The organism is Acutalibacter sp. JLR.KK004 (genome assembly GCF_036941085.1).
Lineage (GTDB): Bacteria > Bacillota > Clostridia > Oscillospirales > Acutalibacteraceae > Acutalibacter.
The window spans coordinates 1081051-1101794 of the sequence record NZ_JAYMNQ010000001.1 but is presented as its reverse complement, the minus strand read 5'-3'; the positions used below and the strand labels follow the sequence as shown (position 1 = coordinate 1101794).

14 protein-coding genes and 1 pseudogene are annotated in these 20744 nt (G+C 57.3%); 9 read left to right on the top strand and 6 right to left on the bottom strand.

Annotation, left to right across the window (positions count from 1 at the left end; all coding sequences use genetic code 11):
* The first annotated feature begins 142 nt into the window (after positions 1-142).
* The 9 genes and pseudogenes from VSQ30_RS06150 (at position 143) to VSQ30_RS06110 (ending at position 11448) form a co-directional block, all read left to right on the top strand.
* Positions 143-1765 carry an L-threonylcarbamoyladenylate synthase gene (locus tag VSQ30_RS06150; protein ID WP_334462802.1) on the top strand — a complete coding sequence of 541 codons (1623 nt, stop codon included), beginning with the start codon at positions 143-145 and terminating at the stop codon, positions 1763-1765.
* The gene (locus VSQ30_RS06145) at positions 1762-2331 is read left to right on the top strand and encodes a lytic transglycosylase domain-containing protein (RefSeq protein ID WP_160642319.1); all 570 of its coding nucleotides are present in this window, start codon (positions 1762-1764) and stop codon (positions 2329-2331) included. Before VSQ30_RS06150 ends, VSQ30_RS06145 begins: the two co-directional genes overlap by 4 nt.
* A gap of 169 nt (positions 2332-2500) precedes the next feature.
* Positions 2501-2890, top strand: a complete 390-nt coding sequence (locus VSQ30_RS06140; protein WP_334462800.1) for a hypothetical protein — start codon at positions 2501-2503, stop codon at positions 2888-2890.
* Between the two features lie 52 nt (positions 2891-2942).
* A complete protein-coding gene (locus VSQ30_RS06135; protein ID WP_334462797.1) occupies positions 2943-4355 on the top strand; it encodes an aminopeptidase in 1413 nt (470 codons plus the stop codon).
* A 62-nt stretch (positions 4356-4417) separates the two neighbouring features.
* Positions 4418-4717, top strand: a complete 300-nt coding sequence (locus tag VSQ30_RS06130; RefSeq protein ID WP_160642322.1) for a hypothetical protein — start codon at positions 4418-4420, stop codon at positions 4715-4717.
* A 269-nt stretch (positions 4718-4986) separates the two neighbouring features.
* Positions 4987-6222: a Gfo/Idh/MocA family protein gene (locus tag VSQ30_RS06125; protein ID WP_160642324.1), complete on the top strand. Its 1236-nt coding sequence runs from the start codon at positions 4987-4989 to the stop codon at positions 6220-6222.
* 254 nt (positions 6223-6476) lie between these two features.
* Positions 6477-8036: pseudogene (gene malQ / locus VSQ30_RS06120) on the top strand (4-alpha-glucanotransferase).
* Positions 8033-10300, top strand: coding sequence for a glycogen/starch/alpha-glucan phosphorylase (locus VSQ30_RS06115; protein ID WP_334462795.1), 2268 nt, complete (start codon positions 8033-8035; stop codon positions 10298-10300). The pseudogene malQ and the gene VSQ30_RS06115 overlap by 4 nt, the downstream one beginning before the upstream one ends.
* A 578-nt stretch (positions 10301-10878) precedes the next feature.
* Entirely contained in the window at positions 10879-11448 is a 570-nt protein-coding gene (locus VSQ30_RS06110; protein WP_502876270.1) for a manganese efflux pump MntP, read from the top strand.
* 163 nt (positions 11449-11611) lie between these two features.
* Here the strand turns inward: VSQ30_RS06110 and VSQ30_RS06105 are convergent, their stop codons facing one another.
* The 6 genes from VSQ30_RS06105 to VSQ30_RS06080 all read right to left on the bottom strand — a co-directional run bounded on the left by VSQ30_RS06105 (position 11612) and on the right by VSQ30_RS06080 (position 20723).
* Positions 11612-12391 (bottom strand): ABC transporter permease, encoded by a 780-nt coding sequence (locus VSQ30_RS06105; protein ID WP_334462792.1) that lies wholly within the window; start codon positions 12389-12391, stop codon positions 11612-11614.
* 5 nt (positions 12392-12396) lie between these two features.
* Positions 12397-13200 (bottom strand): ABC transporter permease, encoded by an 804-nt coding sequence (locus tag VSQ30_RS06100; protein ID WP_334462791.1) that lies wholly within the window; start codon positions 13198-13200, stop codon positions 12397-12399.
* Positions 13201-13210: 10 nt separating this feature from the next.
* The gene (locus VSQ30_RS06095) at positions 13211-13999 is read right to left on the bottom strand and encodes an ABC transporter ATP-binding protein (RefSeq protein ID WP_334462790.1); all 789 of its coding nucleotides are present in this window, start codon (positions 13997-13999) and stop codon (positions 13211-13213) included.
* 239 nt (positions 14000-14238) lie between these two features.
* Complete coding sequence (locus tag VSQ30_RS06090; protein WP_334462788.1) at positions 14239-18291, bottom strand: efflux RND transporter permease subunit; 4053 nt, start codon at positions 18289-18291, stop codon at positions 14239-14241.
* 185 nt (positions 18292-18476) lie between these two features.
* Positions 18477-19409, bottom strand: a complete 933-nt coding sequence (locus VSQ30_RS06085; protein WP_334462785.1) for a nucleotidyltransferase family protein — start codon at positions 19407-19409, stop codon at positions 18477-18479.
* A 111-nt stretch (positions 19410-19520) separates the two neighbouring features.
* Positions 19521-20723 (bottom strand): LCP family protein, encoded by a 1203-nt coding sequence (locus VSQ30_RS06080; protein ID WP_334462783.1) that lies wholly within the window; start codon positions 20721-20723, stop codon positions 19521-19523.
* Positions 20724-20744: the final 21 nt, after the last annotated feature.

The window sequence follows — 20744 nt, the reverse complement described above, 5'->3', positions numbered from 1 at the left end:
GCGGGGACGTGTAAGGGAATATTTCGCCGCGCGGAGAGTCCGCGCGCTTAAAGGGATGCCGCGCCGGCAGGCGGGACTCAAAGCCCCTAAACCGCCGGAGGCATGGGCAGGAAAATAAAAGGCAGGCACATGGGGAAAGCTTATGGAGACATTGTTTTTAAAAGCGCATAATACACATGATGTAGAGCGGGCCGGGGAAATCCTGCGGGCCGGGGGCCTGGTGGCCATCCCTACGGAGACGGTGTACGGCCTGGCGGCGGACGCCCTCAACGGGAATGCTGTGAAAAAGATTTTCGCCGCCAAGGGCCGGCCCTCGGATAACCCCCTGATTGTGCATATCAGCGGGTTTTCCCAGCTTGCCCCCCTGGTGAAGGAGGTGCCGGAGGCCGCGAAGCGCCTGGCCCAGGCTTTCTGGCCCGGGCCGCTGACCATTATCCTGGAAAAGTCGGCGCTGGTTCCCATGGAAACCAGCGGGGGCCTTGACACAGTGGCGGTGCGTATGCCCCGGCACCCAGCGGCCCGGGCGGTGATTGAGGCGGCTGGCGTGCCTTTGGCGGCCCCCTCCGCCAACCTTTCCGGCAGGCCCAGCCCCACTTCCTTTGCCCATGTGCGGGAAGATTTGACCGGGCGGGTGGACGCTCTTTTGGACGGCGGGCCTTGCGACGTGGGGGTGGAATCTACCGTGATTACCCTTGCGGGGGACGTTCCCCGGGTGCTGCGGCCCGGCGGCGTGACCCTTGCGCAGCTTCAGGCTGTTTTGGGGCAGGTGGAGCTTGACCCCGCTGTGCTGCACAGCCTGCGGGAAGGGGCAAAGGCCTCTTCCCCGGGCATGAAATATAAGCACTATGCCCCTAAGGCGGAGGTGACTTTGGTGGACGCTTCCCCGGAGGAATTTGCCGCCTATGTAAACGAGAGGAAGGGCGGCTGGGCGCTGTGCTTTCAGGAGGATTTGCCTTTTGTAGAGGGGCCTGCCATCAGCCTTGGCTCCCGGTATGACGGGGGCGGGCAGGCCAGGAGGCTTTTCGGGGCGCTGCTGGAACTGGACAAAAAAGGCGCCCAGACCGCCTTTGCCCACTGCCCCAGCCGCGCTGGCGTGGGCCTTGCGGTGTATAACCGGCTGCTGCGGGCGGCGGGGTTCCGGGTGGCGCATCCGGAGGGGACGCTGGTGGTAGGGCTGGCAGGGCCTAGCGGCGCGGGGAAATCTACTGTGGGGGATTTCCTGAAGCAAGGAGGCTGTTCTGTTTTGAACTGCGACAGCCTGACCAGAAGCCCCCAGGTATACAGCCCGGACTGCATAGAGGAGCTGCGGGCCGCCTTCGGGGAGGATGTTGCCCCGGGGGGAAAGCTGCATCGGAAAGAGCTTGCCCGCAGGGCCTTTGCCACACAGGAGGGGCGCAGGCGGCTGGGGGAAATTACCTTTCCCCGGATTTTAAAGCAGGTGCGCCAGGTGGCGGAATCGGCCCGGGAAGCGGGGACGCCCATTCTCGTGCTGGACGCGCCCACCCTGTTTGAGTCGGGGCTGGACAGCATCTGCGCCCGGATTGTTGTGGTGACGGCGGCCCGGGAAGAAAGGCTTTCGCGGGTGATGGCCCGGGACAATCTAAGCCGGGAACAGGCGGAAATCCGTTTTTCCGCCCAGCAGGATGAGGATTTTTATGAAAGCCGGGCAGACTATGTGATTGAAAACAGCCGGGAGCCTGGGCGCCGGCTGGCTGCGGAGGCTGTTTTAGCAGATCTGAAAGGAGAAGCGGCAAAGCGCCTATGAAAAAAGGTCGAGTTATCCTTGTGGTTTTCATAGCCCTTATCATAGCCTGGATTGCGGCGGGGGATTCCCTTGCAGGCTGGGTGATGCACCGGCTTTACCCCCGTCCCTATGGGGAGCTGGTGCGGCGGGAGGCGGCAGAATTCTCCCTGGACGAAAACCTGCTTTACGCGGTGATGAAGGCGGAAAGCGGCTTTGACGAAAAGGCCCAGTCCCGGGCCGGGGCCTGCGGCCTGATGCAGCTTACCCCCGCCACCTTCCAGTGGATAGCGGAGCAGTATCCCCCGGAAAACGGGGGCGGGGACATTTTCGACCCCAGCGACAACCTGCACTGCGCCGGCGCCCTGCTGCGAAAGCTGCTGGATCATTACGGCACCCTGGAGGTGGCCCTTGCCGCCTACAACGCGGGCATGGGCAATGTGAGCGGCTGGCTTTCAGAGGAGGATTACTCCGCAGACGGCAAGAACCTGCACACCATCCCCTACCCGGAGACAGACTCGTATGTGAAGAAGGTTACGAAGTATTACGGGACGTATAAAAGGCTGTATGAGGGCGGGGAAAGCGGCTGAAGGGAAAATGCAAAAACTTGGTTTTTCGATCAAACCTTTTTTCTAAAAAGGTTTGCAGGGTTCTTAGGGACAGAGTCCCTAAGCCGCCGGGGCATATGCGGCGGGGCGGTTGCATTTTGTGAAGTGATGTGGTAAAATCTGGTAGACGCATACAGGAGGAGGTTACTCTATGAAGCTGTGGAAAAAAGCGGTCATTGCCATAGGAGCGGCGGCCCTGCTGTGCGGGGCGTTCCTGCTGGGGCGGGGCAGCGCGGGCTGGCTGGGAGAGAAGGCTCCCCGGTGGGACGAAGTTGTTCTCATGCATGCGGAAATCGTGGACAGGGACGGCACGTTTTTCCATGTGCGGGGCCTTCCCTGCAACGACGTGAACGGCCAGGGGGAATGCACCTTCAGCGCGACAGAGGACACAGTGCTGGAATGGCGGTATACCCCCATCACCCTGGAGGACTTTAAGGCGGGAGACAAGGTGTCGGTTACCTATACAGGGCCTGTGATGCTTTCCGAGCCTGCCCAGCTTACGCAGGTGCTGCGGATACAACTGCTGGAGGACGAAAAATAGACTATAAACACTTATCTTATTATTATAAAAAGCTTTAAGGAGGTACATTCCAATGGAAAACAAAACGGAAAAGGTTGACGCAAAGGCACTTGCCAAGGAGCTGCTGGTGGATCGCACCCACGGTTCCACACGGGTGTGCCAGGAGGAAATGAAGAAGTCCCAGCGCTTCTGCGAGGGTTATAAAGAATTCCTCAACGCCGCCAAGACAGAACGGGAGTCTGTTGCCTTTGCGGTGGAGGCCGCGGAGAAGGCGGGCTTTGTGCCTTTTGATCCGGCGGCGAAATATGCCCCTGGGGACAAGGTGTATTATAACAACCGGGGCAAGTCCATCTGCCTGGCGGTTATCGGCAAAAAGGGCACCAAGGAGGGCGTGCGCATTGTGGCGGCCCACATTGACAACCCCCGGGTGGACTTAAAGCCCCTGCCCCTGTATGAGGCAAACGAGCTGGCGCTTTTGAAAACCCACTACTATGGCGGCATTAAGAAATACCAGTGGACTGCCATCCCCCTGTCCATGCGGGGCAAGGTGGTGCGCAAGGACGGCACTGAGGTGACTTTGAACGTAGGGGAAAACCCCGGGGATCCCCAGTTTACCATTACGGACATCCTGCCCCATCTGGGCAAGGATCAGATTCAGAAGAAGCTGGGCGAGGCCTTTACCGGGGAGGATTTGAATATCCTCATAGGCAGCATGCCCCTGGAGAACGCGGAGGGGGAAAACCTTTACAAGCTCAACGTGATGAAGATTTTAAACGAGAAATACGGCATTACCGAAGGGGATTTGATTTCCGCGGAAATTGAGTTTGTGCCCGCGTTCCCGGCAGTGGACATTGGCTTTGACCACAGCATGGTAGGCGCTTACGGCCATGACGATCGGGTGTGCGCCTATCCTGCCCTGGAGGCTGTGCTGCGGTGCAAGGATCCGGAATATACCGCCATTACGGTGCTGGCGGACAAGGAGGAGATCGGCAGCGTGGGCAACACTGGCCTTGCCTCTGAATTCCTCAACTATTTCGTGGCGGATTTGGCCGCACAGGACGGCGCGGAGGCACGCCATGTGTGGACAAAGTCCAACTGCCTCTCCGCAGACGTGACGGCGGCTTTTGATCCCAACTATGCTTCCGCCTATGAAGCGGGCAACTCCTGCTTCCTGAACCGGGGCGTTGGCTTTGCCAAGTATACCGGATCCCGGGGCAAAAGCGGCAGCAACGACGCTTCCGCCGAGTTTTTGGGCTGGGTGCGCCGGGTGATGGACGAAGGGGACGTGCTGTGGCAGATTGGCGAGCTGGGCAAGGTGGATCAGGGCGGCGGCGGCACTGTGGCCCTGGATATCTCCCGGCTGAATGCCGACGTTATCGACGTGGGCGTGCCGGTGCTCTCCATGCACGCGCCCTTTGAGGTGGTTTCCAAGCTGGACGTATACATGGCCTATAAGGCTTTTAAGACCTACTTTATGGCGGAATAAGAGGAAATTTTGAAAGGCCGGCGTTTTATTGACGCCGGCTTTTTCCAAAGGAGGAAAACAGGATGGCAAAAACAGCGTGGATTTTTTCTTACAAGCTGCGGAAAAATGTGGAGCCGCAGCAGTTTATGGACTGCACCCAAAGGCTCCACGATCAGGTGGTTTCCAAGGCAAAGGGCTTCATCTCCTGGGATCATTACCGGCAGGAAGACACCTGGACAGACTTTGTGCTGTGGGAAACAGAGGAGGACGCCCAAAACGCCATGACCGCAGGCCAGGGGCAGGAAGCGGCGGAGGAATTTTATGCCTGCATCCGGATGCAGACCTGTCGGGCGCTGGTTTCCCAGTTTGTGAAGCGGTATTAAAGGCCTGTTTTGAAAACAGGCTTTGGGATGGCAGCCGACCGGCGGGAGGGAGTGTCCAGACAGCGCGTTTTATGCCTCCGGCGGTTTAGGGGCTTCGCCCCTAAATACCCCACCACCTTTGAAAAGGTGGACGAAACTTTTGTGTTTCTTCATTCTTTTAGAATACTCGCTTTGGACACTCCTCCCGCAGGATCCCCTCTTGCGGAATGCACAAAAACATGGTAAAATATGGGAAATAATGATTTACAACGCCCAAGGAGGATGTTTTCATGAAAGAACTGCGCATTGGCATTATCGGGACAGGCATGATTTCCAACCGGCACATGACGGTGTGGTCGAACATTCCCGGCGCCAGGGTGGTGGCAGGGTGCGACATTGACGAAGCCAAGGTGAAGGCCTGGGGGGAACAGTATGGCATACCGGAGGAGAACCTGTATGTGGACTTCCGGGAAATGCTGAAGCGGGACGATTTGGACGCCATTGACGTGTGCGTACACAACAACCTGCACACCCCGGTTTCTGTGGCTGTGATGAAGGCGGGATATCCCTGCTACTGCGAAAAGCCCATGGCGGCAAGCTACGCCGACGCGAAAATCATTTACGACTGCGCCAAGGCCACAGGACAGAAGCTGGCTGTGCAGATAAGCTCCCTTTACAATTTGCAGACCCGGTATGCCAAAAAGCTGATTGAGGAAGGGAAGCTGGGGAAAATCTACCACGCTCGCAGCGTTGGCCACCGCCGGGAGGGCCGCCCTGGCTTTGACATGCCCATGTTCTCCCGGGACTTTATCAAGGGGGATATCGGCGTGCATGGGCCTTTGTGCGATTTGGGCATTTACCATCTGGCCCAGATGCTCTACATTATGGGTATGCCAGAGCTGGATACGGTATATGGCCTGTCCTCCGCCGACTATTATCAGGATCCCCGGCTGCTGCCGGAGGGCCTGACCTATGACGTGGAGGATTTGAGCGTGGGCATTGCCAAGTTTAAAAACGGCGTTTCCCTGGACATTTACGAGGACTGGGCCATGCACATGGACGTGGTGGGCACCAGCTTTGTGGCAGGCTCTATGGGCGGCATCAAGCTGATTGACGTGGACACCACCGGCGGCGAGCTGGCTGTGCCCAAGGGCGGCAGGATTATGGGCGGCGGCCGGGTGCAGCAGCCCACCCTGGAATTCTTCGGCTATGAGGACGGCATGAAAACCTCCAAGATTATCAACTGCCAGGAGAACGGCCGGAAGGAAGCCCAGGTGGAGCCGCGCATGGCCCTGTATAACGACAACCAGGTACACTGGAAGGCGTATCTGGAGGGCGAGCTGGACGACAGCACCCGCATTGACTCCCCCTATATCGCCATGGAGACGGCTTTGCTGTCCGACGCCATTTTCGTCTCCCAGGCTTTAAACCGCAGCGTGACGGCGGACGAGGTGCGGGAGATGTCCAAGTCTATTGCGCTGCATAAGCAGGAAACGCCTTGGGGCGTGATTGAGTACGATTTCTAAGCTTTTGCATAACGGGAGAAGCGCCTGCCGGGAATCCGGGGGCGCTTTTCCTGTTCCGGAACAGGAGGAGCTAGTTCTGGCTCCTTTGACAAAACACATAAAGGAAAACCGGGAATCAGGGAAAGTTACTGGATAATTTTTCCAAATATTTCTTGCACATACCAGCTTCCATGTGTTATACTAAGCTATAGTATACTCTGCTTATAACCCTATGGAAAGAAGGTTTTCAGCCTATGGCAAATCAATCGACTTGGATGACACGCAGCGCCGGCGTGCTGATGCCAGTGAGCAGCCTGCCCTCCAAATACGGCATTGGCACCTTTGGCAAGGCCGCCCGGGAGTGGATAGACTTTCTCTGCGCTGCCCACCAGCGCTTCTGGCAGGTGCTGCCTTTAGGGCCTACCAGCTTTGGCAACAGCCCTTACCAGAGCTATTCCGCCTTTGCCGGGGAGCCGCTGTACATTGATCTGGAACTGCTGTGCCAGGACGGCCTTTTGAAAGAAAAGCGCTGCAAACGGGCAAACTGGGGCAGCAACCCGGAAAAGGCAGACTATGAGGCTTTGCGGAACGAACGGGCGCAGGTGCTGCAAAAGGCCTTTGAAAACTTTAAAAAACCCAAGGCCCTCTCCCGCTTCCGCAAAAAGAACGCCGCCTGAGTGGAAGATTACGCCCTGTTCATGGCCCTGAAAAACCTCCATAACGGCAGGCCCTGGTATGAATGGGAGGAGGACATCAAGCTGCGCCGCCCTGCCGCTTTGAAGGAGTGGACCAAGAAGTGCGAAAAGGAAATTGACTATCACGTTTTCACCCAGTATCTGTTCTTCGAGCAGTGGAAGGACATTAAGAAATATGCCAACAAAAAGGGTATCCTGATTATCGGGGACGCGCCGATTTACGTTTCCGGGGACAGCTCTGACGTGTGGGCGCACCCCTGGTTGTTCCAACTGGACGAGGACAACAACCCCACCGAGGTGGCGGGGTGCCCGCCGGACGCCTTCTCCGCAGACGGGCAGCTTTGGGGCAATCCCCTGTACCGCTGGGACGATATGGAAAAGGACGGCTTTGCCTGGTGGATGGAGCGGCTCCAGGCAAACCTGACCATGTTCGACGTGCTGCGGATTGACCACTTCCGGGGCCTTGAAAGCTATTACGCTATCCCCTATGGGGACAAAACGGCCCGGAACGGTCGCTGGCGTAAGGGGCCTGGGATGAAGTTTGTGGATGCCATCAACAAGGCCATGCCCGGGGCCGCCATTATCGCGGAGGATCTGGGGTATCTGACCCCGGCGGTGAGAAGGCTTTTAAAGCGCAGCGGGTTCCCAGGGATGAAGGTTTTGCAGTTTGCCTTTGACTCCAGGGAAGAAAGCGACTATATGCCCCACAACTACCAGAACCACTGCGTGGTGTATACCGGCACCCACGATAACGATTCCACCAGAAGCTGGTTTACCTCTGCCCCGCCTGCAGACGTGGCGGTGGCCCTGGAATATATGGGCCTGAAGGACGACACAGACGGCACCTGGAGCTTTATCCGCATGGCTTTAAACAGCGTGGCGGATCTGGCGGTTATCCCCATGCCGGACTATCTGGATCTGGGGGCCAAGGCCCGGATTAACACGCCCTCCACAGTGAACTCTGAAAACTGGAGCTGGCGCATGAAGCCCGGCGCCTGCACCAAGGAGCTGGCCCAGAAAATGGCCCGGATGGCCGATCTTTCCGGGCGGGCCAGGGATCTGCCCAAAGCGCCGGAGAAAAAGGCCAAGGCGAAAAAGAAGAATAAAAAAGGGGAAGGAAAGGACGCTGATACCCAATGAGCATACAGATTGAACTGGAAAACAAACTAGGCAGCAAGCCCCTGTATCAGGCAGGGAACGAGGAAATTTACCACGCCCTCACCGCCATGGTGCAGGAGCGTCTGGCGGCTACCCCCCGCATCCAGGGGGACAGGAAGCTTTACTATGTTTCCGCAGAATTTTTAATGGGCAAGCTGCTCTCCAACAACCTGATTAACCTGGGGATGTATGACGAGGTGCGCAAAACCCTGGCTGCCGCCGGGAAGAACCTCTCCGACATTGAGGAGATTGAGCCGGAGCCTGCCTTGGGCAATGGCGGCCTGGGGCGCTTAGCCGCCTGCTATCTGGACTCTGCCGCCACTTTGGGCCTGCCTGCCGACGGCGTGGGGCTTCTCTACCACTTCGGGCTGTTCCGGCAGGAGTTCTGGGATCATAAGCAATGGGAAAAGCCGGAATACTGGCTCTCCCCCACCTGCTGGGCCAAAAAGACTGACACCCGGTTCTGGGTGCCCTTCCCCCAGGGGGAACTGCAGGCGGTGATGTATGACATCCAGGTGGCAGGCTATGAAAACGGCGTGAATTGCCTGCACCTGTTTGACATGGAGACAGCGGACGAATCTATTGTCACCAGGGACATTGACTTTGACAAGCATGACATTTCCCGGAACCTGACCCTGTTCCTGTATCCCGACGACAGCGACCGGGCCGGCAGGCTTCTGCGAGTGTACCAGCAGTATTTCATGGTGAGCGCCAGCGCACAGCTTATTATCAAGGAGCTTTCCCAGAAGGGCTATGCCCTGCGGGATTTGCACAAGCACGCGGTTATCCAGATTAACGACACCCATCCTTCCATGATTATCCCGGAGCTTATCCGCCTCATGCAGAAGGACGGCATCCACATGGACGAGGCCATTTCCATTGTGTCCCAAACCTGCGCCTATACCAACCACACCATTCTGGCGGAGGCTTTGGAAAAGTGGCCCATGGACTACCTGGAGGAGGCCGTGCCCGGCCTTGTGCCCATTATCCGGGAGCTGGACAGGCGGGTGCGTGAGAAGTTCCCCCAGAACGAAAAGCTGTGGATTATCGACCAGGGCGGCCTCGTCCACATGGCAAACATGGACATCCATTACGGCTTCTCCGTGAATGGCGTGGCGGCCCTGCACACAGACATCCTGCGGGAAGCAGAGCTGAAGCATTTTGCGGAGGTTTACCCGGAGAAGTTCAACAACAAGACAAACGGCGTTACCTTCCGGCGGTGGCTGATGCACTGTAACCCCCAGCTTTCTGATTTCCTGACGGAGAAGATTGGGGCGGGGTGGAAAAAGGACGCCAATGGCCTGGAAAAGCTGCTGGAGTTCCAGGATGACCAGGAGGTTTTAGGGAAGCTGCTGGAGATTAAGCAGGCAAACAAGCGGGAGCTTTGCCGGGTGATGAAGGAAAAGAGCGGCGTGGAGCTTGACCCGGATTCTGTATTTGACATCCAGATTAAGCGCCTGCACGAGTATAAGCGCCAGCAGATGAACGCCCTGTATATCATCTGGAAATATAAGCAGATTAAGGCGGGGCACCGCCCCAAGCGGCCCATTACCCTGCTGTTTGGCGCAAAGGCCGCCCCTGCCTATATTATCGCTAAGGACATTATCCACCTGATTCTCACTTTGCAGGAGCTCATCGCAAAGGATCCGGATGTCAGCCCCTGGCTGAAGGTGGTGATGGTGGAAAATTACAACGTGACCTGGGCGGAAAAGCTGATTCCCGCCTGCGACATTTCCGAGCAGATCTCTCTGGCCTCCAAGGAAGCCAGCGGCACAGGCAACATGAAGTTTATGCTCAACGGCGCTGTCACCCTGGGCACCATGGACGGGGCCAACGTGGAAATATGCGACCTGGTGGGGAAGGAGAATATCTGCATTTTCGGCAAGGGCAGTGAGGAAGTCATCAAGCTTTACGAGGAAGGGCCTGGGCGGTATACCACCAAGGACTACTATCCCAAGGACAAGGAAATTGCAGAGCTTTTAGACTTTATCATCAGCCCTGCGGTTATGCGCCTGGGGGATCCGGAAAACCTGGGCAGGCTTTACAAGGACATGAGCCGGAAAGACTGGTTCATGGCGCTTCTGGACGTGAAGGAATATATCGCTGCAAAGGAAAAGCTGCTGGAGCAGTATGAGGACAGGGACGCTTGGGCCAAGATGATGCTTATAAATATCGCCAAGGCCGGGTTCTTCTCTTCCGACCGTTCCATCGCCCAGTATAACGAGGACATCTGGCACCTGAAGTGATTTGCGCTGCCCCTGCACCTTGCAACCCTTTTTACAAAAAGGGTTGATCGAAAAATTAAGGACTTCCCTGGAAACTTGCCCTTGACGCTGGCATATTCTTCCGCTATACTATATATATTGTAGCGTGTATGGGGGAGTAGTTTGCGCGGGAGGCTTTGCCGGGATTCCGGACGGCCTGCTGTGCGGCAATGTCAACAAAATGGCTTATTATAGTTAACGCAGTTCAAAAGAGGTCGAATACCTCTTTTGAACCAGGTGGCGTAGCCACCCGGCTTGAAAATCGTATATACCGATTTTCAAGTGCCTTTACTATAAGCCTGGTGTTGCCTGAAAAAACGAGACTCATAGAAAGCTGCCCCTTTGGGGTGTGTTTTCTATGAGTCCTTTTCGTGTGAAAAAGCAGGAAGGAACTGCACTGGGCGCAAAAGGCTGTTTTTCATGGCTCTTTGGTAGAATCCCGCCCCCATGGCGGCAAACGGAAGGATGGAGATCCTGGGAAAAATTCAAAGAAAGGAGCGATACGGGCACAAAAGGCGGCTGTTTTACCTCTTTTTGTGCGAATCCCGTATCGCGCGGCGATTCACATGGGAATTGTAGAATTGTTCATACTGGCGGTGGGACTTTCCATGGACGCCTTTGCGGTGGCTGTGTGTAAGGGCCTTGCCATGCGGGAGGCCAAACCCAAAAGCATGGCTGTGGTGGGGCTGTGGTTTGGAGGATTCCAGGCGCTGATGCCCCTGATAGGCTATGCTGTGGGGATGCAGTTTTCTGGGGCCATCGAAGCTTTTGATCACTGGCTGGCCTTCCTGCTGCTGGGGGCCATTGGGGGGAACATGATTAAGGAGGCCCTCTCTCCGGAGGAGGAACCGGGAGACGCTTCCCTGAACCCGAAAGCCATGGTGCTGCTGGCCCTGGCCACCAGCATTGACGCCCTGGCTGTGGGGGTAAGCTTTGCCTTTTTGCGGGTGGATATCCTGTCTGCTGTGGCCTTTATCGGCGTGGTCACCTTTATCCTTTCCGCTGTTGGCGTGAAGGCGGGCAGCATTTTCGGCAGCAAATATCAGAGCAGGGCCGAGCTGTTTGGCGGGTGCATCCTGGTGCTTTTAGGGGTGAAGATTCTGCTGGAGCACCTGGGAGTGCTGGGATAAACAACATAACAAAGGGCGCAAACGTTTGCAGCAGAAACGTTTGCGCCCTTTTGCTTTAGGGAAGCCCGCCCCTGCATCCCGGCCCGGGCCGGGATGGCCCCCGGAGGGGGGGCTGCAAAACCGGAGGTTTTGCACAGGGGCGGGCGGCGCTGGGGAAAGGCTTTTAGGAGCCAGTGGATTTATACCTGTGTACCCCTAAGCGCCACACCAGCCAGCAGGGGACAACGAACCAGCAGGAGATAAGGGGCAGGAACATGAACCACAGGTTATCACTGCGGCCTAAAAGGAACAGCAGGGGGTAATATTGGAACAAGGCATAGGGCACCACAAAGGTGCAGAAGGTGAGCATCCCCTTGCCATAAATGCTGACGGGATACTTGCCATGCTCCGAGGCCCCATAGCTGAACACATTCATAAACTCCAGGCCCTCCAGGGTGAAGAAGGCAAAGGCGCCGTCTAAAAGGAAGATGGCGGAAAACACCACGCTGCCGCCAATCACCATGAAAATAAGGGTGAGCACCCGCAGGGGCGTCCAGTCCACCCCGGCCTGGGAGATGCCGTAGACGAACATGACAACACCCTGGAACATGCCGCCCAGGCGCACAAAGTCGATGCGGCTGGCAAGCACCTGGAAGATTTCATTGCAGGGGCGGGTTAAAATGCGGTCGAACTGCCCGTCTGCTATCATGGTGTCGAACACCTTAAAGCCGGAGGCAAACATCTGGCTTATCTGGAAGCCTAAAAGCAGAATGCCATAGCAGAGAACCACCTCGCTGAACTGGAAATCCTTTACCCTGTGGAAGCGCTGGAACATGAACACCACTCCCAGGAACACGGTGAAGGATGTGATGAAATTGCCAATGAGCGTGATGAAAAAGGACACTTTATACTGCATCACGCTTTTCAAGTGGATGGAAAAATATTTTTTGTAAAGCCTTAGCATGATTCTCAACCTCCCTGCACCACAACACGTTTAAGGGCCTTTTGCTCTAAAACCTTGCCGATGAGCACCAGGGCGAATACCCAGAAAATTTGCAGCAGGATGGCCCGGGCCATTTCAGGGCCATCCAAGTCCCCGCTGTACACCCGCAGGGGCACGTTCTCCATGCAGGAAAAGGGAAGAAGCTCCGCAAACTGGCGGAAGCCCTCGGGGAAAAAGGGCAGGGGCACAATGCCGCCCATTAAAAAGTCGCTGAGGGAGACAGCCACCATGCGCACGCCCCGGTAAGAGATGGTGTAGAAGGTTAAAATATACACCACCATGCAGAAGGAGGTTGTCACCAGCAGGGCCAGGCACAGGGCCACTAAAAACAGCAGGAAGGCCATAAGGCTGGGCGGGGCCATAAGCCCAAAGGGCTTTGGCAGAAACGCCGCTATAATCAGGGGCGGAACGCACCGCAGCAAAGCCCTGGCAATGCGGGTGGCAGCGCTGTGGGAAAACCACATGGCGTAAAGGTCAACGGGGCGGCAGACTTCATACACCACGTCCCCGGTCTGGATGGTATTGAAGATGGAGTTGTCCATGGCGCCTACAGAAAGAAGGCCCAAAAACGCCTGCTGCATCCAGATATAGCTGGCGGTGGCCTGGAAGTCCATGGGGAAAGAGGCGGGGTCTGTTTCATAAAAGGCATAGAAAGCTAAAATCGCCATGCCGCCCCAGGCAAACTGGCAGACAATGCCTGCCAGGGCCGCCACCCGGTACTGCAAATTCATGGCAAAGCGAAGCCGGAAAAAGGATATGTATTTTTTCATGTGCGCGCCCTCATATGTCGTACTTCTTGTACAGATGGGCGATAGTCTCGTCAATCTGCTCCCCGCCCCGGCGGATGTCGTCCAGGGTGCCGTCTAAGAGGATTTTCCCTTTGCCGATTAAAATGACCCGGCTGGCTAAAGCCTCAATGTCCTGCATGTCGTGGGTGGTGAGGATGACAGTGGTTTTGTGCTCTTTGTTCAGGCGCTTGACAAAGTCCCGCACCGCCAGCTTGGACACAGCGTCCAGGCCGATGGTAGGCTCGTCCAGAAACAGGATTTTCGGGCTGTGGAGCAGGGAGGCCGCTATCTCGCAGCGCATACGCTGGCCCAGGGAAAGCTGGCGGGTGGGGGTGCGCAGAAGCTGGGACAAGTCCAGAAGCTCTGTGAGATCGCCTACATTTTTGCGGTAGAGGGCATCGGGGATTTTATAGATGTCCTTTAAAAGCTCGAAGGAATCTATCACAGGCACATCCCACCAAAGCTGGCTGCGCTGCCCGAACACCACGCCGATTTGGGCCACGTGCTTTACGCGCTGCTTCCAGGGAACCCGGCCGTCCACCCGGCACTCTCCCCCGTCCGGGGTGAGCACGCCGCTTAAAACCTTGATGGTGCTGCTTTTTCCCGCGCCGTTAGGGCCTATGTAGCCCACCATCTCCCCTTCCCCGATGGAAAAGGAAATGTCATTTAAGGCGTGGATTTCCTCGTACTCCCGGCGAAACAGGGCTTTTACGGCATTTTGAAAGCCTTTGTCCCGGCGGGCTACCCGGAAGGTTTTGCGCAGATGGGACACTTCAATCATGGTAAACACTCCTCTCTTGCTGCGGAACCGGTTTGAAAAGGCCGGGGCAGCGCCGGTCTGCAGCCGAGACACAAAGCCGCAGCCATGCCTGCCTTCTTTCTTTTCACCTGGCCCCCTTGGACTAAAAAACATGAAACCCACCAAAAAACGCGGTGGGTTTCCTATTATATTCCTCTATTTTGCCCATGTCAAGGCGTGCTTTCATTTTCGGCCTTCGAGCCGGGTGTTTCCAGGAGCGTTCATTCGCCCAGGTCAATGTGGCGCATTTCCCGGCGGCTTAACAACTCGTACATGGCGGGCACCACAAAGAGGGTCATAAGGGTGGCGTACAGAAGGCCGCCGATGCAGACAATGGCCACAGGCTGCATCATCTCCGCCCCGGTGCCGCTGCCCGCCGCCATAAAGACAAGGCCCAGAACAGTGGTGAGGACGGTCATCAGGATGGGGCGCAGGCGGGTGCGGCCCGCCTGTATAATGGCGTCCCGGCGGGGCACCCCGGCAGAGCGGAGCTGGTTGATATAGTCGATAAGTACAATGCCATTATTGACAATGATGCCGGAAAGCATGATAAAGCCTATCATGGACACCACGCTGACCTCCATGCCGCAGAGGTACAGGGCCAGAAAGCCGCCTGTGAAAGCCAGAGGGATGGTGAACATGACGATGAAGGGCAGCAGCAGGGACTGGAACTGGATAACCATAATCAGGTAGATGATGAGGATAGCCAGGGCCGCCATGTATACAAGCTGCTCCATGGCCTCCATGATGGTTTCATTTTCCCCGGTGATTTCCAGGGAAATGCCCTCTGGAGGCGTGTAGCCCTTTAAAAGGCGCTCCACGTCCCGGGCCACCAGGGAGACGTTGTGGCCCTCTGCCACTTGGGCGGTGAGGGTGAGCACCCGCTTCTGGTTTTCCCGGTGGATGGAGGAAAGGCTTTGGCGGTCTTCAAAGGAGGCCACCTGGATAAGGGGCACCTGCCGGGTTTCCCCGGTTTTACGGTCTGTGGCGGTGAGGGTGAGGCCCTTCACATAGGAGGAATGCATCTCCCCCTCCTTGGGGTGGACAACCAGCACGTCCTCAGAAATGCCGCCGATATCCATAGAGGCGGCTGTGGCGGATTCCGTAATGGCGGCCCGCACGCTCTGGTACACCTGGGCCACTGTAAGGCCCTCCGCCATGGCCTTGTTTTTGTCCACCACAACGCGCAGCTCCGGCGCGGCTTCCTCCAGGCCTGTTTCAGCGGCCTGCACCCCTTCCAGGGCAGAGAGATCTGCCGCAAGCTCTTCCGCTGTTTCCATCAGGCTGTCCATATCCTCGCCGTAAAGCTTAATCTCTACCCCGGAGCCGCTTAAAGAGGACATGGCAGAGGACATATCCATGGAGCCTTGGGCGGAAACCTCACAGTCCAGGTCTTTGCAGGCTTCCTCTATCTGCTTTGCAAGCTCCTTGTCCTTTACGCCGGCATCTTCATCCAGCAGGGCATACATGGAGATGTCGCTGCCCCCTCCCCCCATCATGCCGAGCAGCCCGCCCCCGTCGCTGCCGGAGGAAAGGGCGCCCACTGTTTTTATGCCTGCAAGGCCGGTAATGCGCTCTGCCACCGCGTCGTACAGGGCGGTTTTATCCTGGAAAGAGGCTTCCTCATCCGCGGGGGTGACGGTGACGCTGAGCTGGGTGCCGCTCATGGAGGGCATGAACAGGAAGCCCCGGCTTAAAGCCAGCCACACGCTGGAACCCAGCAGCACCACGGACAGGGTGAGGACAATCCACTTGTGGTTCAGGGAGGCGGCGGCAAGCCTGCCATAGCCCCGGAGAAGGCCGTCGAACAGCCGGCTTTCCCGGATTTTCCCCTTTTTCAGGGTGGCGGAGGTGAGGGCTGGCACCAGGGTGATGGCTACAAAGAGGCTGGCGAGAAGGGAATAGCCAATGGTGAGGGCCATGTCGGTGAAAAGCTGGCGGGTAACACCCTCTACAAAGACGATGGGCAAAAACACACAGATGGTGGTGAGGGTGGAGGCGATGATGGCCCCTGTCACCTGCACAGCCCCCTGGACAGAGGCTTTTGCCGCAGGCACCCCCTCTGTGCGCAGGCGGAAGATGTTTTCAATGACCACCACAGAGTTGTCCACCAGCATACCCACCCCTACTGCCAGGCCGGACAGGGAGATGACGTTTAAGGTGACGCCGGAGAAATACATGAGCACAATGGCCACCAGCAGGGAGATAGGGATGGAGCAGGCCACTGCCAGGGTGGGGCGCAGATCCTTTAAAAAGAGGAGCAGGATGAGCACAGCCAGGGCCGCCCCCAGCACCAGGTTTTGCAGGACAGTGTCTACCACAATGTAGATGTAATCCCCCTGGTCGGAAAGCATGGTGAAGGAGAGGCCCTCATACTTTCCGGAAAGCTCTGAAAAGCGCTTCTGGATGTTTTTCGACACCTGGGCAGTAGAAGTTGCCGACTGCTTTGTAAAGGACAGGGCCAAAGCGTCCTGCCCGTTCACCTTGGCATACACCTCCCCGGCGTTGTTCTGAAGGCTCACCTCCGCCACGTCCGACAGGGTGACAGGGCCGATGGCGTCCTCCCCGGTGTCAAAGAGCACCAGGGCTTTCAGCTCATCCATGTCCGAAAGCTTATTGCCCACCCGCACCAGGCATTGCTCTCCCTCTGTTTCAATATACCCGGCGGGCATGGAAAAGTGCTGGGCGCTGAGGATTTGGGACACCATGTCCATGGTAAGCTCTATTTTGGCGCTTTCAAAGGCTGCTTTCTTCTGGGCCTCAAAGTCCTCAGTGGCAGACTGTATCTGTTCTTTTGCAGCGTCTAACTGGCTTTGGGCGGAGGTGATGGCAGACTTTCCCGCCATAATTTGGGAAAGCCCGGCACTTATCTGCATAATGCCGCTGGTCTGTTGGCGGGAAAGCTCTGAAAGGGCCTGATCCACTGTGATGCTTCCGGCGTTTAGCTGGGAGAGGGTTTGCTCCATAGCTGCCTTTCCCGACTGCACCTTCGAGAGGTTTGCCTTCACCTCCTCCAGGGAAGCGCCAATGGAGTCGGGGTTTACCCCGGTGGCGGCAATGGAGGCCCGGGCATCCTCCAGGGCTTTGGCGGCGGCCTCCCGGGCGCTTTGCAGCTCCGCGATTTTGGCAGGGGCGCCCTCTATGGTTGTCCCGAAACCGGAAAGGGTAGCGTCCAGCGCCCCAAGCTGGGACTCTATCTGGGCGATTTGCCCCTGCAGCTCCTCTGCCTCCGGGCTTCCCGGCACAGCCGCCGCAAGCTGGGACTCCAGGGCCGCCTTTTGCTCTGTTAAAACGGCATAGGCCGCCGCGGCCTGCTGCAAGCCGGCTACAGCCTCGTCCAGGGCCTGCACCTGCTGGGTAAGCCCCTGGAGGGTGTCCCACAGGCCCTGCAGTTGGGACTGGGTTTCCAGCAGCGTTTTTTCCGAGTCTGCCAGCGTGGCAAGCTGGGCCTGCAACTGGGCCTTGGCTGTTTCAATTTCCACCTTTTTAGAGATAAGCTGGCCCTGGGCCTGGGCGCCCTGCTGGGTAAGTTGGTTCTGGCCCTGCTGAAGCTGGGCCTGCTGGCGGTCAAGCTCCGCGGCCTGCTCCCGGCTTTCCTCCAGGCCCTTTTCCACCTCATCGCTTTTCTCTGTCAGCTCGGCTTCCGCGTCTGCAAAGGTGCCCTCCAGCTTCTCCCGGATTCGGCGGTTTACCTCGTCAATCTTATCCTGCCGCAGCCTTACCTCCACGCTTTCCTGCACGTTGCCGCTGACGCTGACGCTGGCCACGCCCTCAATGCCCTCCAGCTTCACCAGCAGCTCTGTGTCCAGCAGGTTTGTCAGGGCCATGTTGTCCATGCCCTCCATCTCCACTGCGGCTACAGCCACAGGCAGCATGTTGGGATTGATTTTCATGATGTAGGGGGTGCCCACTGTGTCGGCCCAGCCGCCGGAAACGCCGTTTAGCTTCTCCCGGATTTCCGAGGTGAGGGTGTCCATGTTAGCGTCATCGGTGAGGGCCAGCATCACCTGGGAGGCATTTTCCCGGGAAACAGAGGTGACGCTGTCCAGGTGATCCAGCGTGGCCATGGCCTGCTCAATGGGCTTTGTCACCTCCTGCTCCACCTCCTCCGGGGAGGCCCCGGGATAGGCGGTGATGATGACCGCATAGGGCATGTTGATGTTGGGCAGCAGGTCGGGGGTCATGCGGGAAAAGGCCACAGCCCCCAGCACAATGGCGATGATAACCCCCACCACCACAGTGAGGGGCTTTTTCACGCTGAATCTGGAAAACAATGCTATCTCTCCTCTTTCGGGAAACTCTTGAAAAGTCCACAATGAATCAAGTATAAACTTACTTGGCTGTGAATTTTTGAATATTCTGTAAACGGTTTCTAAATAAATTTCGCAAAAAGAAAAAGCCCCGGGCAGTGCCCGAAGCCTTTCAAAAACAGCCTTTTGTGCCTGGCGTTATTTCTTTCTCATTGTTCACAGGCTCCCTGCCACAAGGGGGAGGGATACTGCCCCTGGGCGGTCATGGCGGCAAGGGCTTCCACCACGGTTTGGCGATCCTCCTTATAGGTCACGCCATACCATTTGTCCTGGGAGGACAGCACACGCACCTGGGCGCGGCCTGCTTCCAGCAGGGAGTTTACCACAAAGGGCAAATAGATTTCCGCCTTCTCCGGATTTCCCGGCACGTCCTCCCGGAAAAAGCGCTTGAAGTCCTCCTCCAGCGCCGGGGTGAAGCCAGGGGTGAAGCCCCACACGTTCATGGAAACCACCGCGTCCGGGGACAAGCTGTGCCAGGTTTCCCCATCCTCTGTGAAGGCAATGCCCTCCGGGCGCTTTTCAATATGGGTGCGCTCCACAATGTTTTGTAGCAGGCCGTTTTCCGTTTCGCACACCCCCCGGGACACGTAGCCGTTGTCCGTTACAGTGTTGCCCAAGCGGTAGCCCACCATGGCGAAATCCAGCTTTTCCCCGTCCTTGGCGGTTTTCAGGAAGCTGTATATTTTCCCAAAGGCTTCCTGACCGTAAAAATCGTCGGCATTGATGACGGCATAGGGTGCGTCCCCCAGCACCCGGGCGGCGGCGAGGGCCGCGTGGCCTGTGCCCCAGGGCTTTACCCGGCCTTTGGGGACAGAGAAGCCTTCCGGAATGTCCTCCTGCTTCTGGAACACCACCTGGATGTCCATATAGTTCCGCATTTTCTGGAAAACAGCTTCCTCGAAATCCTGCCGCAGTTCCTCCTTGATAATGAAAACCGCTTTCTTAAATCCAGCCCGGCGGGCGTCGAAAATGGAGTAGTCAATAATCTTCTCCCCGCAGGCCCCCACAGGCTCAATCTGCTTCAGGCCGCCGTACCGGCTGCCCATGCCCGCGGCCATCACTACTAATACTGGTTCGCTCATAATAATCGCCATGCGATACAGAATTCGCACAAAAGCCCTTGAAAACCTGGCTTTTTGTGCACGGTATCGTTCCTTTCTTTCGTATTTTTCACACTATCCGCTTCCTTTCCGTCATTCATAGATAAACCGGCTGATATGCGCCGCGGCGGCTTCTATATCATATAGATATACCCAGGCGCCGTTTTCGTTAAAGTCCCCATAGGCGTTTTCTTCCTGGCCGGGGACGGTGAGGGTTTCCATGGTGAAGTCTGTCAAAAGGAAGGGCGCAAGGCCCATCATGTCCAGGTATCCTAAGGAGGTTTCGCACATGGGCACCACATTGTGCACCAGCGCAGGATAGGCCAGCTTGCTTTTGCCCTTAAGCTGCTGGATGAGGGCCTGCAGCACAATCTGCTGCCGTCCGGCCCGCATGTCGTCGCCCCCTTCCAGGTGGCGGATGCGGGCATAGGACACAGCCTGCTTGCCGTTTAGCAGCAGTTCGCCGGTTTCGTTTAAATAGTCGCTGTTCTGGATATCCGCGTCTGCTGATTCTACAGAAAGATAGTATAAGTTGTTGTTAATTTCCACCCGTTCGGCCTCGCTGACAGTCAGCCGCACCCCGCCGAACGCGTCCACAATTTTCGCCATCTCCACAAAGTTTACCGTCACATAATTTTCGATGTCCAGGTGGTAGTTCTGGTTCAGGGTGCGCACAGCCAGCTCCGGGCCACCGTAGGCATAGGCATGGGTAATTTTGTCATAGCCATAGCCGTCGATATACACCTGGGAATCCCGCAGGATGGAGGTAAGCTTCAGCTTGTGGTGCTTGCTGTCTACAGAGAGCACCATCAAAGCGTCTGAGCGGCCCACGTTTTCGTCCTCCCTGGCGTCCAGGCCGAACAAGGCAATATTTTTAATGGAGGAATCTGTAAAGGTGCCCGGGGCTATGCCCAAAGCGTCCTTGTCCTTTGTGAGGCTGGTCATGGTCAGGCCGCTGAGCATGTAGCCAAAGACGTACAGGCCCCCTGCCAGAACCAGCAGGGCAAAGAGCAGCAGCACCGTTTTAAAGGCGCGCTTTCCCCCTCCCGGCTTCCTTCTGGGCCGGCGGGCCGCAAGCTGGTCTGCCCGCCGCCTGCCAGGGGAGGAATAGCTGGAGATGTCCTCAAAGCTTTGAGGCGCGGCCCGCCCGCCCCGGCTGCGGGGCGGCTCCTCGTAATAGTAATTGTCCCGCAAAGGCTCCCGCCTGCGCTGGGGAGGCCTGCTGCCCCGGGATCCTGTCCGCCGGGGCGGGCCATGCCTTCCGGCAGGGGCGCGCCCTGTGTTCCTTTCACTCATGGCATTCCCTGGACGGGGGCG

Coding starts and splice junctions, on each gene's coding strand:
- VSQ30_RS06150 (WP_334462802.1), top strand. CDS start 143: ATGGAGACATTGTTTTTAAAAGCGCATAATACACATGATGTAGAGCGG.
- VSQ30_RS06145 (WP_160642319.1), top strand. CDS start 1,762: ATGAAAAAAGGTCGAGTTATCCTTGTGGTTTTCATAGCCCTTATCATA.
- VSQ30_RS06140 (WP_334462800.1), top strand. CDS start 2,501: ATGAAGCTGTGGAAAAAAGCGGTCATTGCCATAGGAGCGGCGGCCCTG.
- VSQ30_RS06135 (WP_334462797.1), top strand. CDS start 2,943: ATGGAAAACAAAACGGAAAAGGTTGACGCAAAGGCACTTGCCAAGGAG.
- VSQ30_RS06130 (WP_160642322.1), top strand. CDS start 4,418: ATGGCAAAAACAGCGTGGATTTTTTCTTACAAGCTGCGGAAAAATGTG.
- VSQ30_RS06125 (WP_160642324.1), top strand. CDS start 4,987: ATGAAAGAACTGCGCATTGGCATTATCGGGACAGGCATGATTTCCAAC.
- VSQ30_RS06115 (WP_334462795.1), top strand. CDS start 8,033: ATGAGCATACAGATTGAACTGGAAAACAAACTAGGCAGCAAGCCCCTG.
- VSQ30_RS06105 (WP_334462792.1), bottom strand. CDS start 12,391: ATGCTAAGGCTTTACAAAAAATATTTTTCCATCCACTTGAAAAGCGTG.
- VSQ30_RS06100 (WP_334462791.1), bottom strand. CDS start 13,200: ATGAAAAAATACATATCCTTTTTCCGGCTTCGCTTTGCCATGAATTTG.
- VSQ30_RS06095 (WP_334462790.1), bottom strand. CDS start 13,999: ATGATTGAAGTGTCCCATCTGCGCAAAACCTTCCGGGTAGCCCGCCGG.
- VSQ30_RS06085 (WP_334462785.1), bottom strand. CDS start 19,409: ATGAGCGAACCAGTATTAGTAGTGATGGCCGCGGGCATGGGCAGCCGG.
- VSQ30_RS06080 (WP_334462783.1), bottom strand. CDS start 20,723: ATGAGTGAAAGGAACACAGGGCGCGCCCCTGCCGGAAGGCATGGCCCG.